Source organism: Sphingobacterium sp. UBA5670, from assembly GCF_002420705.1.
GTDB lineage: Bacteria > Bacteroidota > Bacteroidia > Sphingobacteriales > Sphingobacteriaceae > Sphingobacterium.
In genome coordinates, this window is the sequence record NZ_DIIM01000003.1 from 235,264 (window position 1) to 250,825 (window position 15,562).

Below are 15,562 nucleotides of genomic sequence, written 5' to 3' on the forward strand. Positions count from 1 at the left end.
GACTTTGTATCTTTAAAACTTATAACTCAATGCAACAGCTGCATTTCTTGGATCAATCTGATTAATAAAACCACCGCGGAAATATGAATTCAATCCAATCTCATTGGTGATATTATTTACAAAGACTTTCGCATCAAATTTGCGCCATTTGTAGCCTACCTGCGCATTTAATGTGGTATACGCGGGCATATTGAAAGGTTCTGTACCATAATATTCGCCGTGTCCGTTCGGAGTTAAGCTATATTCATTGACAGGTCGGTCTCCAACATAATAGACTCCCGCACTTAAACTCAGGTTCCTAAGTGCTCCTTGATTAAATACATATTGTATCCATGCATTTGCCGTATGCTTTGGTGCATTCATCGGTGCTGATCCATCCATATAGGAAGGCGAATTTTTATACCGTGCATCTAAATAAGCATAACCCAACATCACTGTCAAATTTTCCAATACACGGCCATTCAATTCAGCCTCAATACCGTCACGTACCAGATCCCCGGCCTTAAAGTATAATCCTGTAGCAACATTAGTACCCGGCGTATACTCCGCATTGGTCAAGTTAGAGGTATAAATATGGAAATAGGTTAAATTGAAACGTAAGCGATTATTCAGCCAATCGGATTTAATTCCCCCTTCAAATTGCTCCGTTTTAGAAGCTCCTGCTGCTGTACCATCTGTTAATGGATTCGCAGCATTTCTTAAATTGGTTGAGTTTGTATAAGACCCAAATACATTGAAATTCTCAAACGGCGTAACAATCACACCTGCCATTGGATTCCAGGCTGACTCTCGTTTATTACCGTTGGACGTGAAATCTTTTGTTGTGATTTCCGAATAACGTAAACCTAATACAGCCTTAATGTATTTATTAAATTCAATCACATCCTGCCCCATAAATCCGATAGAAGAGTAATAACTCCGTACAGGAGTTCCGGCAGTATAGCTGATTTGCTTTCCTTTTCGCTGGTTGCCCAAAGAATCGACATAGACAACTTCCGACAGGTCATTTACCCAATCACCATGGATGTCAATAATGTCTATAACAGAACTATTTTGATCTGCCTTTTTCAAAAGGACATTTTTCTCCAGTGGGCTCAATTTTCCTGCAAAAGAAGTGGTTGTCGCATCTGCGATACGATAATCTACCCCTGCCTGAACTAAATGCTTTACTTTACCCGTATAAAGATCTTTTCCGATCAGGTCAAACTGGAACGTTTTATTCTTATCATCGCGCAGGTTTTTGCTCATGGAACGCGAGAATGTATTATATTGTTTTGCATCATCTTTAATCAATGAAGATGATGATGACTGATTATCAACCTGATAAGATGAAGTAGCAATAGATGCTCTAATGCTCCAACGATCGGTCAATTCATGATTGATCTGCGCCATAAAGCTCTTCATCTCCGTGTTATTATTGTCTGAATTGAAACCCAAAAACTTATTGTTTGGGACAACATATAAAGCATTGACCCCTTGGGAAGGATTTAAATTGACAGCGGAATTAACCGGTGTACGATTATCGTTAAAATAATCCCCCTCCAGTGTAATTGTTGTCTTATCTGTCGGTTTCCAAGCCAAAGATGGGTTTAGATAGACACGGTTGGACGATACACTTTTGCGATAACTATCGCTGCGTTCATACGCTCCATCCATTCGAAAAGCTACAGTCTGTTTTTATCCAATACGGTTTGGAAATCAAAGGTCGGGCGGAATTGCCCCCAGCTTCCGGCACGTACACCAATCTCACCAGAGTTCGTAAAATTGGGCGTTTTAGTAACCACATTGATTACGCCCCCTGCATTACCGATATCGGTAATAACTCCCTGTGTAACCGCAGCAGAACCTTTAATCATTTGGATAGACTCCACACCCTGCATATCAACTACGCCGGACGCCGTCTGAAATTGGGAATCCATCCGCACGCCATTCTTCAATACAGGTACCCCTCTGAAACCACGTGTTGACAAGGATTCTTTCACCCCACCATAAGAACCAAACAAGGTTACACCCGGAATATTTCTTACGGCATCAGTCAACGTAAGAATACCCTGGTCTTGAATCACCTTATTGGAGATAACAGAAATACTCTGAATCTGATCGGAAGGCTTCAATGGCATACGTGTAATCATTTCCAAGCCCTTTGGCTTTTTGTTGCGTTCACCAAACACTTCTACTTCATCAATAGCTTGCTCATTGCTAATCAGGATAATTGGGTCAATAACCACTTCACGGCTTGCTGAACTAAAAACATAATCAATAGCCGTTGTCTGATAACCCATATAAGAGAATTTGATCACCATATTTTGGTGTACGCCATGTAGCCTAAAATGACCGCTATGGTCTGTCCGTACTTTTTTATCTCCTATTGAGACGGTTACTGAACCTAGTGGATTATTTTGACCATCAACAACTTTTCCTTTGACGATTCCCGAAGTCTGACCATATACTGTACCTCCGATTAAAAATGTAGAAGCAAGAGCTAGTAAGTGTTTGTCCATGTTAATAATTTGGGGTAATTATTTTTATTAATTCTAAATAACAGAACAAAGGTATAAAAAATAAGTTATTTAGAATGATTAAAAATAAAAAAGCCCTGAACCACCTAAGGCTCAAGACTTTTTTATTTATCTGGACAATTATTTTTAGTCAAATTTCCATCTTACAAATGCTTCAATAGCTTCGTAGTTTGCTAGACCTAATTGGTCATATAAAGCTGCTGTTTCGCTTGTACGATCTTCAGCACGTACCCAGAATTCACGTGGATCATCACCAGGGAATACAGGTAAATCCTTTTGAGATTGATGTTTAAAGATGGCTAAACGTTTGCGGTAAACTTCTTGTGGAGATAGAGGAACAGCCATTTGGATCTCATGAATTGGATATTCATGCCAAGCGCCTCTATATAACCATAACCAACAATCTTTGGTCCATTCATCTGTCTTGCTCAATCTGCTCAATGCCTCAAACAGGATATCGAAACATACTTTGTGTGTACCGTGCGGGTCAGCAAAGTCACCTGCAGCAAATACCTGATGTGGTTTTACATGACGCAGCAATTCCATCGTTTGTTGAATATCATCTTCAAAAGATACATTTTTTGAAAACTTTTGTCTATCGTAGAATGGTAGATCCTGGAAATGGATATTTTCATCTGGCAACCCCACCAAACGCGCTCCCGCGATTGCCTCACCTTTACGGATCAATGCTTTGATTTTACGAACAAGTTCAGTATCGATCTGATTTGGCTTTTTTGTTGCGAAAATTGCCCTTTCCTCATCATAAATCTGGCTGATCTGAACAGCTTCAGCCTCTGCTCCTATTTGTTTCGCTAAATCTTCAGCAAACTCGAGATAACGGACGACATCATCATCCCAAACCGCGGTATTACCACAAGTTTGGTAAGCAACATGGACATTGTGCCCTTGGTCGGCAAGGCGAATAAACGTACCGCCCATCGAGATCACATCATCATCAGGGTGCGGCGAAAATACAATCACATTTTTCTTCGCTGGATTGGCACGCTCAGGACGCTGTGAATCGTCTACATTGGGTTTACCTCCCGGCCATCCAGTAATTGTATGTTGAAGTTCATTGAATATACGGATGTTGATATTATATGCAGGACCGGTCTCTGTCACCAACTTGGCCATACCGTGCGCATTATAATCTTCGTCTGTCAGTTTCAAGATTGGTTTTTTAATCTCCAAAGCTAACCAAACAACGGCCTTCTTAATTAGTTCAGGTGTCCAGGTAACATCTTCTGCCAACCAAGGAAGATCAAATCGTGTCAACAAGGAAGCCGCAGCTTCATCAAGAATAAATTCAACGTTATCCGATAACTGAAGATAAGTGGCAGGAATCTCTGAGGAGATTTCACCCTCAACTGCTTTTTTTATGATCTCAGCCTTTGTCTCGGTCCAAGCCATTAAAATAATCTCTCTCGCTTTGAAGATTGTACCTACTCCCATCGTAATCGCTTTTGTTGGTACATTTTCTTTTCCACCAAAAGCACGGGAAGCATCGCGACGGGTCAAATCGTCTAACGTTACTACACGGGTACCGGAGTTAGGCGCAGAACCTGGCTCATTGAAACCGATATGGCCTGTACGACCAATACCTAATAATTGAATATCTAAACCTCCCGCAGCTGTAATTTTCTGCTCGTAAGCCTCGCAGAAAGCATTTACTTGATCAGGAGCTAAGGTACCATCTGGAATATTTACATTTGCCGCATCGATATCGACATGATCGAACAAGTTTTTGTTCATAAATGTCACATAGCTCTGATCGGCATCAGGTTGCATAGGATAGTATTCGTCAAGATTGAAGGTAATCACGTTCTTAAAGCTTAAACCTTCTTCTTTGTGCAAGCGAATCAATTCTTGATAGACTTTTACTGGTGTGGCACCAGTAGCAAGGCCCAGAACAGCTTTCTCACCTTTCTCTTGCTTTGCACGAATAATTTCAGCAATACGATTTGCAACGTTTTTCGAAGCTGAATTTTGATCTGGATAGACGCTCACAGGGACTTTTTCGAAGCGTGTTTCTTCCAATAAATTTAATCTAGCCATTTTATGGGTATGTTGATAAACGTGAATTACAAATTTATAAAATTAGTACCTCAAGTTGAAGTAAAATTTTAATAAAGTAACTCATTCTTAGCAATATTTTAAATAAAACCTTTTAGCTATAATTTTAGCCGAGAAATAGCCCTAAATCTTTTTCAGAATCTCAACTGCTTTCCATAACGTTTCGTCCTTTTTAGCGAAACAAACGCGTAAAACCTGCTGATTTGTAACCTCTTTATAGAACGCAGATAGTGGAATTGTCGCAATTTTGTGCTGCTCTGTCAGCAGACAGGCAAACTCAAATTCCTTTTCCTCGCTAATAGCACTATAATCTATATTAAGAAAATAAGTCCCTTCGCAGGGAAGAATCTTAAACCGCGATTCCTTTAATCCGTCTTTCAGTAAATTTCTCTTCTGCTCAAAAAAGGCGGAAAGTCCCTTTACATAACTTAAATCACTCAAGTATTCAGCTATAGCAAACTGCATAGGGCTGTTGACACTAAAGACGTTAAATTGATGTACTTTTCTGAATTCTTGTGTCAGCAGGGCTGGCGCAATACAGTAACCTATTTTCCAGCCGGTTGTATGCAATAGTTTTCCGAAGGAGGCAATGACAAAGCTCCGCTCGCGCAAAGTAGGAATTCCTATAACGGATTGGGGCAGGACCCCATCAAAAACAATATGTTCGTACACTTCATCACTCAGCAAGAGTGTGCTGGTCCCTTCCAATAAGGCCCCTAACTTAATCAGCTCTTCTCTATCCAATACTTTTCCCGTTGGATTATTCGGATTATTGATGATGATCAACCGGGTTTTAGCATTCATTAATGTGGCCACATAATCCCAATCAATCCGAAAATCGGGTGCCAATAATCTTACAGGTACAACTTTGCCTCCAAACAGCTCAATAGTCGGCGCATAACAATCATATGCAGGTTCAAATATAATAACCTCATCCTGCGGTCTAACAACGGTCGCAATAGCTGTAAAAATGGCCTGCGTACCTCCTGCGGTGATGGTCAGTTCCTCCGTTGCGTCAACCTCAACGTTATAAATCTCTTTGTATTTCCTGACTATCGCATCCCTTAGGGGCTGTGCGCCGATCATTGGTGCATATTGGTTATATCCCTTTTCCATAGCCTGAGCAACCAATTGGATCAACTTCGGATCGGTCTCAAAATCGGGAAAACCCTGGGAAAGATTTAATGCCTGTTGCGCATTGGCCAGCGTGGTCATTTTGGTAAAGATCGTCGTGCCGACATGTGGAAGTTTAGAAGTTAGGTTGAAGTTCATTTTTTGACATTTTATTAATCTACTAAATTAGTGGATTTTCTTATATTTGTAAATATATATAAGAATAGTAACATGATAAAATACATCACACTACTTTTTTTGGTTCTGCCATTCTTCGGATCTGCACAGAAAAAGGAACTTACTAAAGAGGAGTACATCGCCCGAGTCAAGGCTGCTCCAGATTCGATCTCCACATTGGTTGACTTACGCCGCGTTGGAGGTTACGATCCAGTGTATCCCGAGCTCCAGGCGCTCTATAATACATTGAGTAAAAATGTAAAGAGCTCCAATGAGGGAAAAGAGTTTCAAGATTATTTAAATACCTTAGAAACAGTTCAGATCGGAAAAATCGCCCCTGCATTTACGCAAAATGATACCAGCGGAAATCCGGTAAAACTTTCAGATTTTAAAGGAAAATATGTGCTGCTTGATTTTTGGGCATCTTGGTGTCCGGATTGTCGGGTTGAAAGTCCAGATCTTGTAAAAACATACCAACAGTTCAAAGGTGAAAACTTTGAAATATTGGGTATTTCCTTTGATAAGGACCGCAACTCATGGATTAAGGCCATTCATGCAGATAAATTACACTGGAGACATGTTTCGGATCTAAAACGCTGGCAGAATGATGTCGGAACATTATATGGCGTAAAATCTATTCCGCAGAATGTCCTGATTGATCCCTCCGGGAAAATTGTCGCGAAGAACTTACATGGTGATGCCTTGCGCACAAAATTGAAAGAAGTATTGAAAAAGTAACATATAGACAATCAAGATCATTAAAAAGACCATGCATTTACAAGAGCATGGTCTTTTTAGTTTAACGAGGAATGTGTTCCTCAACGGGAACACACAGAATGATTATCCAAACAAATATGGCTATTCAACTATAGCCTGCATTTCCATAGCATAGCCGTATTTCCTAACCAAATAGGGCACTGAATATATCCTCTAACTTGGCGACAGGGCGAATAGCAATATTATATTTTTTGGCATCCAGGCCTTTGGTATTAAATTTAGAAATAAAAATACCGTCAAATCCCAGCTTTTCGGCCTCCTGTATCCGTTGTTCGATCCGATTTACCGCTCTTATCTCGCCCGATAATCCAACCTCGCCTGCGAAAGTCAGATTGGAGCGAATTGGTATATCTTGCTGTGAAGAAATAATCGCCACAACAACAGCCAGATCGATCGCAGGATCTTCTACGCGCAATCCGCCGGCGATATTCAAAAATACATCCTGGGCACTCAGCCTGAAACCAAAGCGTTTCTCCAAAACGGCCAGAAGCATATTTAACCGTTTCGTATCGTAACCCGTTGAAGAACGCTGTGCAGTACCAAATGCAGAGTTACTGACAAGGGCCTGTACTTCAATCATCATCGGTCGCATCCCTTCCAGCATTGCCGCAATGGAAACTCCACTAACAGGTTCGTCACGTTGCGAAATCATAATCTCAGAAGGGTTTGAAACTTCTCTCAGTCCCGACCCCTGCATTTCATAAATCCCGAGTTCTGAAGCCGATCCAAAGCGATTTTTTACAGCCCGTAGAATCCGGTAGACATGGTGGCGATCGCCTTCAAATTGGAGCACCGTATCCACCATATGCTCCAAAACCTTGGGGCCAGCAATCGATCCGTCTTTGGTAATATGTCCTACAATAAAAACTGGTGTACTCGTCTCCTTGGCAAACCTAAGCAATTCAGCGGTACATTCCCGTACCTGAGAAACCGATCCCGGAGCAGATTCAATCTGTGAAGAATGCAAAGTCTGTATGGAATCGATGACAATGACATTGGGCTGTACCGTCTCGATCTGTTTGAAAATATTTTGAGTAGATGTTTCCGTCAGGATATAGCAATTGGCTTTGGATGATTGCGATAGGCGTTCGGCCCGCATCTTGATCTGCTGTTCACTTTCCTCTCCGGAAATATAAAGTGTCTTGACCTGTGGAATAGACAAAGCAAGCTGCAACATCAAAGTCGACTTGCCAATCCCGGGCTCTCCACCGATAAGTACCAATGATCCCGGAACAATACCGCCACCAAGAACCCGATTGAACTCTTGATCAGGCGTGGATATACGAGACTCATCTTGGTAAACAATTTCGTGAATAATCGCCGCTTTATTCGCCCTTTTTGTACTGCCACCTGTTGTAGAACTACGCCATTCGGGAACTTTTGAACTCGTTTTTTCGACGACTTCTTCAACAAAACTATTCCATTGCTTGCAAGAAGGACATTGTCCCATCCATTTGGGAGATTCATAGCCACAGTTTTGACAGAAGTATGCTGATTTTGATTTTGCCATGCTACGAATTTACAAATTTATAGCTGGTAAAAGCGTCATGGCATGGCCAAAAAACCGAAGAGTTTATCGTTCATTCTCTTTTAAAATCCGTAAGAAATTTTGCCCCATAATCTTCGCAACATCTGTCTTTGTATATCCTCTCTCCAACAGCGCTTTGGTCAATAGCGGAAATTTAGAAACATCTTCCAGGCCCTGAGGTGAGGATTCTATACCATCGAAGTCCGAGCCTACAGCAACATGATCAATGCCCACTTTTTTGACCAGATAGTCAATATGATCCAATAATTTCGATAGTGGAGCATCAGCTTGCTGCTGAAGGTCTTTGGGCAACTTTTCATACATAGACCAAGTACTCAATTTTGCACTCCCGTGATCACCAAACTTACTTACATACAAACCCTTAAGCCTTGTTTCATAGGCTGGATCCAAAAAACCCGAATAAAAATTCACTCCGACCACACCGCCATTTTTTTTCAGCGCCTCCAATTGTGCATCTTTCAGATTGCGGAAATGTGGACATAATTTATAGGCATTGCTATGGGAAACCAAGATAGGCTTAGTCGTTATCGCCAGCACGTCATAAAAAGTCTGTTCGCCACCATGGGACAAGTCAACCATCATTCCCAGTTCGTTCATCTTCCGGATAATTGTCCGCCCTTGGTCTGTTAACCCTTTATCCTTAGCGTTCATATCAGCCGATTCCATTGCTGCACAACTCGCCCAGGACAAATTGTAGTTCCAGGTCAAAGTGAGGTATCTGGCACCACGCTCGTAGAGCCGCACGAGATTATCAACACTCCCTTCAATCATATTTCCCCCTTCCACACCGATCAAAGCGACTATTTTTCCTGTTTTCAATATCGAATCGATATCTCCTAAGGACTTTGCCAAACTTATTTTATCGGTATTCGCAGCAATCATTTTCTCCAAGGCATCTATTTGGTCATTGGCGTGCTTGAATGCACCAGATTTCCATTTAGCATCATCTGACCATACAGCAAAGACCTGGACATCTACACCGCCCTCCTGAAGCCGCGGCAAATCAGTCGCCCCTGTCTTTAATCGCTGACCGATATTTTTCCCCTGAAAAATTGATTCATAAATCACATCATTGTGTCCATCGACGACAACCAAATCCCGATGTATCTGTTTATAGCCTTGGCTATGTACGGCACCATTGAGCATCGTCATTCCTAGTCCGATTAATAAGAGGTTCCTGATCATTTTTGACTTTCGTTTATCGATTCATAAATAGCATCCTGAATCCTGCTTCTGATATTCAGATCCAAAAGCCTGGTACTCACCTGAGGATGCACGCGATTAGACAAAAAGATATAGATTAATTGATTTTGCGGATCAATCCAGATACATGTCCCGGTATATCCAGTATGCCCAAATACGGAGCTATTCGCCAGCTTAGATGGGTATTCATTTTTTGGATTTGGATCCCAGCGATCAAATCCCAAACCTCTACGGCTTGTGGCAGATTGCTTGGAGGTAAATAGATCTATTGTCTCAGTTTTAAAATATCGCTCACCCCCATACTCGCCTCTATTCAATAAAAGCTGACCATAGATTGCCAAATCGTTTGCGGTAGCAAATAATCCGGCATGCCCAGCAATTCCACCAGCCATTGCCGCCCCCTGATCGTGTACATAGCCTTCTAACAATGTTTTTCGAAAGGAGGTATCTTGCTCGGTAGGAACAATCTCATCTTTTGCAAAACGTTCTCTGGGAAGATAACCAGCACGCGTCATCCCCAAAGGTTTATAAAAATTTTCTTGCACATAATCTTGTAGAGGCTCAGCAGTCTGATGTTCAGCAACTTCCTTCATCACATACATGCTGATATCGCTATACACGTAGTTTCCTGTGGGTTTGACCGGTGATTTTAGCATCTCAGGCCACATGACATCACGGTAATAATGATTGAGGATATAGCTATTGTCTGCCATTTCCACTTGATGGTTATCATCGCGTACTGACACAACATCTCCTGCTTTCAAATATTTATAAAAAGGAATAAAGGGCGTAAATCCTGCTTCATGCAGCATGACGGAACGAAGCTTAATATCTTTTTTATTGCTATATTTTGCCTGCCATAGGTAGTGCCCCATGGTGCTGTCCAGATTAATGACATTCCTTTCGGTAAGACGCATAATCACTGGCGTAGTACCTGCAATCTTACTAACAGACGCCAGATCAAAGATATCGTTGGTTTTTGTGGAGATCTCTTTGGAGTAGGTGTGAAATCCGTAAGATTTCTCCAAGATTACTTGTCCATCTTTTACGATCATGACCACAGCTCCCGGTGTAGCTTGCTTATCAATGGCTTCGTGTGCGATGGCATCAATTTTCTTGGTCAGCTTCGCCAGGTTTAGATTAGAACTTGATACAGCACCATACTGTAACCTTGTCTGTGCTGTTTTGACATGACCGGCAGTGATCGGGGCTCCGCCAAAAATTGACATCGCCAGATGGCGCTGCCCTATTTCTGAATCTGGTGCAAGCAATTCAACCAAGTCAGACTGCAGGTGTTCAGATAAACTCTTTTTGCATTTTTCATTTTCAAAAAAATGGCAAAGGATCACTTTTTTATTGTTTAATACAGCCTGTTTTAACTGTGCTAGACAATCGGCCTCCAAGTCATCTTCGTTTCCGGCCACAATAATCGTATTGTAATACTTGATATCTTCATCAAATTTGCTAAAATCAAAAATTTTGATGTTTGAATAGCGAGCCAATTGCTCCGTAAATACGCTATATTTCGCAGTATTGGGAACAACTACTGCAATATGAAGCTGATCCAAATTTTTCAGAGGCAATAGCTGATCCAGGTTATTGAAAAGAATCGTTTCGTTTTTAATCGTAGATTTATACTGAGCAAACAAGGGGGAAATACAGAACAAACCTGCAAATAACACCCCGAAAAATCGTTTTTTCATTCCGTTTTTATCGTTTTTTAGGTTCTATCAAATAAAAATACGAATAAAATCAGGAAGCATTAAAACTCCTAGCAAAAAAATCAATTTTGTTACTCTTGCAGCTTTTGTGGACGTACATTCAGCATGTACATTCATTCAGCATGTCATTCATTCAGCAGTAACGATAACCCATTAACATTTTGAGCAAATTTCCATCGGGCTTGATTTAATTGGCTCCGATTGCATCATGAAGGTTTTTTCTGTAAGTTTGACTAATGCCAGAAATGATTCAAGATAAAACAATATTTTCCTTACTGGAAGTCAGCCGCAGTATCCAAAAGACGCTTGCAGAACGGTATAAGAGCTTGTATTGGATCAAAGCCGAAATGAATAAGCTCAATCATTATACACATTCGGGGCATTGCTATCCTGAACTGGTCGAAAAACAGGATGGTAAAATTGTCGCTGAGATTCGGTCCATCTTGTGGAAAGCTGATTACAATCGTATCAACAACAATTTTCTTAAAGTCGCGCAAGAACCTTTACGAGAAGGGATCACGATGTTATTTCAGGCAAGTATTTCCTATGACCCCATGTACGGGCTCAGCCTACGTATTGTTGATATTGATCCAACATTTACCTTGGGTGAACTTGAAAAGGAAAAGATAGACAGTATCCGAAAGCTAAAGGCAGAGGGCATTTATGAGTCTAATAAATCGCTTGCCTTTCCAGTTGTTCCCAAAAGGCTTGCAATTATATCAGTGGAAACGAGTAAAGGGCTTTCAGATTTCTACAAGATTATCAACCAAAACCCATGGGGCTACCGGATAGAATGCACGCTCTTTCCGGCCTTATTACAAGGGGACAAGTCGGTGCCTTCTATTATCAAGCAGCTTGCTGTTATTGCTGAAAAAATCAGTATGTATGATGTTGTCGCTATTATTCGTGGCGGCGGTGGGGAGGTCGGACTTTCCAGTTACAACAACTATCTATTAGCACGGGCTATTGCTATATTTCCTATTCCTGTATTGACGGGAATTGGGCATTCGACCAACTATACCGTTAGTGAAATGGTCGCCTATAAGAATGCGATTACCCCCAGTGAACTTGCCGATTTTCTGATTCAGAAGTTTCATAATTTTGCCATCCCGATCGATCGGGCTGCAGAACGTATACAGCAGCTGATTCTTACCCGATTTAAAGAAGAACGTCATACACTATCTCAATTGGCAACACATATTCAATGGGTTGGAAAAAGAGAAATTCAGACTTCAAGCACGGCTATACAACAAATTCAAAATGAGCTTCACTCATTAATAAAATTACGGTTTTATGAGTGCAAAACAGCACTAGCACATACCGAGCGGATTATTCAGCTCTCTGATCCAATTCGCCTTTTAAAACAAGGTTTCTCAATTACGAAGGTCAATGGCAAACTGATTCAATCCGTTACACAAGTATCTCCAGGAGATGTCATACAGACGATACTTGAACATGGGGAACTAATTAGTACCGTAATAGAGACATCTCCGCAAGAAATTCAAGAAGATAAGAAAAATTAAGTGAGTTATTAAGACCCAAAAATTTTACGCAAGAATAAAAGAATGGAACAGAATTATACTTATACAGACGCCTTTAATGAGTTACAGATCATTGTAAGGGAGATTGAAAATGGCACGACTAATATTGATGAGCTCGCCGGAAAAATCAAGAGAGCATCCGATCTTATTCAAGTCTGTAAAGCCAAATTAACAGCAACAGAAGACGAAGTTAACAATTTACTGCAAAAGCTATCCCCGGATCAGAATACTCATGATGAGGAATGATATATCATAATAAGCTTGATTTTCATCCACCTAATACATCGGCACCTCAATGAGCAGCAACGAGGTATCATAGTAAGCTTCAATGCTTATTTTTTCTGTTTCGTATAAACCAATGGCATCTCTTCTTGAAAGCGTTTCACTTTCGACAAGGGCCTTTCCTTCCAAAACAAAAAGATAAAGCCCATTTCGTTCGAAATGAACAGTATAGTCTATCTTTTTACCCGCTTCAATGTCTGCCAAGTTAAAATAGGCATCCTGATGTATATGTACAGCATTGTGATCCATTTTATCTGGTGAAACAATAGTAACAAATTTATTATTCCGATCTAGTTGAAGGTAGGATTTCTGATCGTATCTTGGCTTAAGCCCTGTTTCGTTAGGCATCACCCAGATCTGAAGAAATTTAACAAGATCCTTCTGATCGGCGTTAAACTCGGCGTGCTGCACACCTGTACCTGCAGACATGATCTGTACTTCTCCTGTTTGGATCGTATGCCCATTGCCCATACTATCCTGATGTACCAGTGCCCCCTCCAGTGGTATGCTAACTATTTCCATGTTGTTGTGATCATGACGATCAAAACCCTGCCCTCCTTCGACTTGATCATCATTCAGCACCTGTAATGCTCCAAAACTCATTTTGTCCGGATCGAAGTATTGCCCAAAACTAAATGAATGCGCACTTTTTAGCCAGCCGAAATCAACATGGCCCCGATCATTTTCACGGTATATCATCTTTTGCATTTTGTCCTCCTTACTGCATAAGCTTCTACTTACCAAGAGGCAAAACCCATACCAACAGGAATTTACGTCAACAATATGACAATTTGTCAAAAGACATCACTACAATGGTTTTAGCTTATCTGGAGCAGCCGCATGAACGAGCGCACGCGCGAGAATCCGATTGGGATCAATGATAATCATACCATTGTAATCCCGTTCCGGAATCGCCAAGGGCAATTCTGCACAACCCAAAATAATGACCTGCGCACCCTTTTTCTTCAGGTCATCCACGACCAGTAATAAATCCTCCCTTGCTTTATTAGCGATTGGCACCGGCTGTGCCTTTATTCCATAATCTTCATCATAGATCGCATTATTTACCTTTTCTTGCTGTGGTCCTTCCGGCTCGACAACAATAAAGCCTTTACGGATAAAAGCCTCACGATATAAACTGCAGATCTGTTCGCCCGTAGTAGATAGTATTCCTACTGTCATTTCGGGATAGTTTGCATCCACAAACCGGACGGTCTCATGAACGATATTCAATAGTTTCAATGCACTTCCGGTGCGCGCCATTTCATCCTGAACAACAGAAAAAATAGGTTCTGCATGCGCTGTATTGGATGGAACCGCCGCTATAGTCGCTCCCGCCATTTCAAGTTTTCTTAAAATCCCTGCAATAGCTTTTCCAGGATTATCATTGGATTTATCCAATAAATATGCCGTTCGATCAGGGATCACATTTGGGCATGAGAATAACAAGAGCGGCAAGTGTTCCTGATCGGATCTTGCCGCCGTCTCATCTATAATTTTCTTTGCAATATCTAGACCGCCATAAGGGCCAAGTCCACCTACTATTCCAATCATAAAAACTATTTTTTTATCTAGATATAACCAATAGCTTTACAAATGGTTTGTAGAAATTACCATTCTATCGCTTGGTCCTCATCAGGAATCTGTGTGTTTAATTTTCGTTCCAACGTAAGTGAGCCAGCAACTTTATAGCGAATCGGTACATTCGGAATCATGGTATAATCCGTAAATTCATAATCAATATTATTAATCGTCAGCCAACGCCACTTCAGATACGGGCGAACTTTATCCATTGCTTCCGAGACTGTATAACTCGCATCTTTATTCACAACAAACTTGATATTGGGGTTGTCCGAGCGGAAAGTCACTGTCCCCGTCTTCGTAAAGGTTGCGTATATCTTATAATTCCGTCGATCTTGTCTTTCCTCGTCAATATTCCCCGCATAGAAAAAAACAGTATTTTCATCGACCACATAACTTCGGATTTCGCTTTTTACGACTGGTGTCTCATTTTCTTGTCCCTCCATTCTAGTTAAGAGAGCTGCACCCGAATAATTGCCGGAATAATCGTTGAATGGATTAACCCGAAGTATTGCTTTCTTGTAATACTTTCGAGGATGTCCTTTATAGTTTGCAGAGGGGTCATCCATAATCGTCAGCGGCAACACCCATTTTTCAGTCATGTCAATGCCTTTCAAAGAGAAATCTATCGCCAGTAAGCCCGTGTTTTCGCCCGAATTGATATTGACTGTCGCGGGAAACGAAAAATAATTGCTGCTTAATTGTTGGTAATAAAAGTCTTTCCGATTTTGGAACCGTTCAAAATTCAGCACATTTAAGGTATCCGCATCAATTCCGACCCGAACCGCAAAATTTGATTCGTTATTGGTTGATCCACTGACAATCAAAGGCTGTAAAAAGGTACTTTTCGCAGCATCCTTATAGCGAACATAAATATTGGAAACTCCGTTGTTGTCTAAAGGAGCCTTAAAAGAAATATAATGTTCATATTGTTCCTCTTTCCATTCGTCATTGCAGGCCCCAAAAATGAAGGGCATCAGGAATAAAAAGAATTGTATATATAACTTGTTCATAAGACATCTAATT

Annotated in this window: 13 protein-coding genes; 3 read left to right on the forward strand and 10 right to left on the reverse strand. The window is 41.0% G+C overall.

Annotation, left to right across the window (positions count from 1 at the left end; genetic code table 11):
* Nucleotides 1-12 precede the first annotated feature (12 nt).
* The 4 genes from B3C94_RS03800 to B3C94_RS03815 all read right to left on the reverse strand — a co-directional run bounded on the left by B3C94_RS03800 (nucleotide 13) and on the right by B3C94_RS03815 (nucleotide 5,864).
* A complete protein-coding gene (locus B3C94_RS03800) occupies nucleotides 13-1,656 on the reverse strand; it encodes a TonB-dependent siderophore receptor (RefSeq protein WP_293899276.1) in 1,644 nt (547 codons plus the stop codon).
* A gap of 8 nt (nucleotides 1,657-1,664) precedes the next feature.
* Nucleotides 1,665-2,501 carry a TonB-dependent receptor plug domain-containing protein gene (locus tag B3C94_RS03805; RefSeq protein WP_293899278.1) on the reverse strand — a complete coding sequence of 279 codons (837 nt, stop codon included), beginning with the start codon at nucleotides 2,499-2,501 and terminating at the stop codon, nucleotides 1,665-1,667.
* Nucleotides 2,502-2,645: 144 nt separating this feature from the next.
* Nucleotides 2,646-4,574 carry a glucosamine-6-phosphate deaminase gene (gene nagB / locus B3C94_RS03810; protein WP_414712634.1) on the reverse strand — a complete coding sequence of 643 codons (1,929 nt, stop codon included), beginning with the start codon at nucleotides 4,572-4,574 and terminating at the stop codon, nucleotides 2,646-2,648.
* 141 nt (nucleotides 4,575-4,715) lie between these two features.
* The gene (locus B3C94_RS03815; protein ID WP_293899280.1) at nucleotides 4,716-5,864 is read right to left on the reverse strand and encodes a methionine aminotransferase; all 1,149 of its coding nucleotides are present in this window, start codon (nucleotides 5,862-5,864) and stop codon (nucleotides 4,716-4,718) included.
* Between the two features lie 72 nt (nucleotides 5,865-5,936).
* Here B3C94_RS03815 and B3C94_RS03820 point away from each other — a divergent pair, with 72 nt between their 5' ends.
* Entirely contained in the window at nucleotides 5,937-6,620 is a 684-nt protein-coding gene (locus B3C94_RS03820; protein WP_293899283.1) for a peroxiredoxin family protein, read from the forward strand.
* Nucleotides 6,621-6,783: 163 nt separating this feature from the next.
* Here B3C94_RS03820 and radA read toward each other — a convergent pair whose 3' ends face one another.
* The 3 genes from radA to B3C94_RS03835 form a co-directional block, all read right to left on the reverse strand.
* The gene (radA, locus tag B3C94_RS03825) at nucleotides 6,784-8,169 is read right to left on the reverse strand and encodes a DNA repair protein RadA (RefSeq protein ID WP_293899286.1); all 1,386 of its coding nucleotides are present in this window, start codon (nucleotides 8,167-8,169) and stop codon (nucleotides 6,784-6,786) included.
* A 63-nt stretch (nucleotides 8,170-8,232) separates the two neighbouring features.
* Nucleotides 8,233-9,393, reverse strand: a complete 1,161-nt coding sequence (locus B3C94_RS03830) for a dipeptidase (RefSeq protein WP_293899289.1) — start codon at nucleotides 9,391-9,393, stop codon at nucleotides 8,233-8,235.
* Nucleotides 9,390-11,114, reverse strand: coding sequence for a serine hydrolase domain-containing protein (locus B3C94_RS03835; RefSeq protein WP_293899292.1), 1,725 nt, complete (start codon nucleotides 11,112-11,114; stop codon nucleotides 9,390-9,392). Before B3C94_RS03835 ends, B3C94_RS03830 begins: the two co-directional genes overlap by 4 nt.
* A gap of 254 nt (nucleotides 11,115-11,368) precedes the next feature.
* Here B3C94_RS03835 and xseA point away from each other — a divergent pair, with 254 nt between their 5' ends.
* Together xseA and xseB are read left to right on the forward strand one after the other, a co-directional pair.
* A complete protein-coding gene (xseA, locus tag B3C94_RS03840; RefSeq protein ID WP_293899295.1) occupies nucleotides 11,369-12,655 on the forward strand; it encodes an exodeoxyribonuclease VII large subunit in 1,287 nt (428 codons plus the stop codon).
* 42 nt (nucleotides 12,656-12,697) lie between these two features.
* Nucleotides 12,698-12,919, forward strand: coding sequence for an exodeoxyribonuclease VII small subunit (gene xseB, locus B3C94_RS03845; protein WP_293899298.1), 222 nt, complete (start codon nucleotides 12,698-12,700; stop codon nucleotides 12,917-12,919).
* A 30-nt stretch (nucleotides 12,920-12,949) separates the two neighbouring features.
* Here the strand turns inward: xseB and B3C94_RS03850 are convergent, their stop codons facing one another.
* The 3 genes from B3C94_RS03850 to B3C94_RS03860 form a co-directional block, all read right to left on the reverse strand.
* Entirely contained in the window at nucleotides 12,950-13,654 is a 705-nt protein-coding gene (locus B3C94_RS03850) for a pirin family protein (protein WP_293899301.1), read from the reverse strand.
* A gap of 108 nt (nucleotides 13,655-13,762) precedes the next feature.
* Nucleotides 13,763-14,509 carry an aspartate/glutamate racemase family protein gene (locus tag B3C94_RS03855; protein WP_293899304.1) on the reverse strand — a complete coding sequence of 249 codons (747 nt, stop codon included), beginning with the start codon at nucleotides 14,507-14,509 and terminating at the stop codon, nucleotides 13,763-13,765.
* Nucleotides 14,510-14,565: 56 nt separating this feature from the next.
* Nucleotides 14,566-15,549, reverse strand: coding sequence for a DUF4973 domain-containing protein (locus B3C94_RS03860; RefSeq protein WP_293899307.1), 984 nt, complete (start codon nucleotides 15,547-15,549; stop codon nucleotides 14,566-14,568).
* Nucleotides 15,550-15,562: the final 13 nt, after the last annotated feature.

Coding starts and splice junctions, on each gene's coding strand:
- B3C94_RS03855 (WP_293899304.1), bottom strand. CDS start 14,509: ATGATTGGAATAGTAGGTGGACTTGGCCCTTATGGCGGTCTAGATATT.
- B3C94_RS03820 (WP_293899283.1), top strand. CDS start 5,937: ATGATAAAATACATCACACTACTTTTTTTGGTTCTGCCATTCTTCGGA.
- B3C94_RS03800 (WP_293899276.1), bottom strand. CDS start 1,656: ATGGATGGAGCGTATGAACGCAGCGATAGTTATCGCAAAAGTGTATCG.
- xseB (WP_293899298.1), top strand. CDS start 12,698: ATGGAACAGAATTATACTTATACAGACGCCTTTAATGAGTTACAGATC.
- B3C94_RS03860 (WP_293899307.1), bottom strand. CDS start 15,549: ATGAACAAGTTATATATACAATTCTTTTTATTCCTGATGCCCTTCATT.
- B3C94_RS03805 (WP_293899278.1), bottom strand. CDS start 2,501: ATGGACAAACACTTACTAGCTCTTGCTTCTACATTTTTAATCGGAGGT.
- B3C94_RS03835 (WP_293899292.1), bottom strand. CDS start 11,114: ATGAAAAAACGATTTTTCGGGGTGTTATTTGCAGGTTTGTTCTGTATT.
- radA (WP_293899286.1), bottom strand. CDS start 8,169: ATGGCAAAATCAAAATCAGCATACTTCTGTCAAAACTGTGGCTATGAA.
- nagB (WP_414712634.1), bottom strand. CDS start 4,574: ATGGCTAGATTAAATTTATTGGAAGAAACACGCTTCGAAAAAGTCCCT.
- B3C94_RS03850 (WP_293899301.1), bottom strand. CDS start 13,654: ATGATATACCGTGAAAATGATCGGGGCCATGTTGATTTCGGCTGGCTA.
- B3C94_RS03815 (WP_293899280.1), bottom strand. CDS start 5,864: ATGAACTTCAACCTAACTTCTAAACTTCCACATGTCGGCACGACGATC.
- xseA (WP_293899295.1), top strand. CDS start 11,369: ATGCCAGAAATGATTCAAGATAAAACAATATTTTCCTTACTGGAAGTC.
- B3C94_RS03830 (WP_293899289.1), bottom strand. CDS start 9,393: ATGATCAGGAACCTCTTATTAATCGGACTAGGAATGACGATGCTCAAT.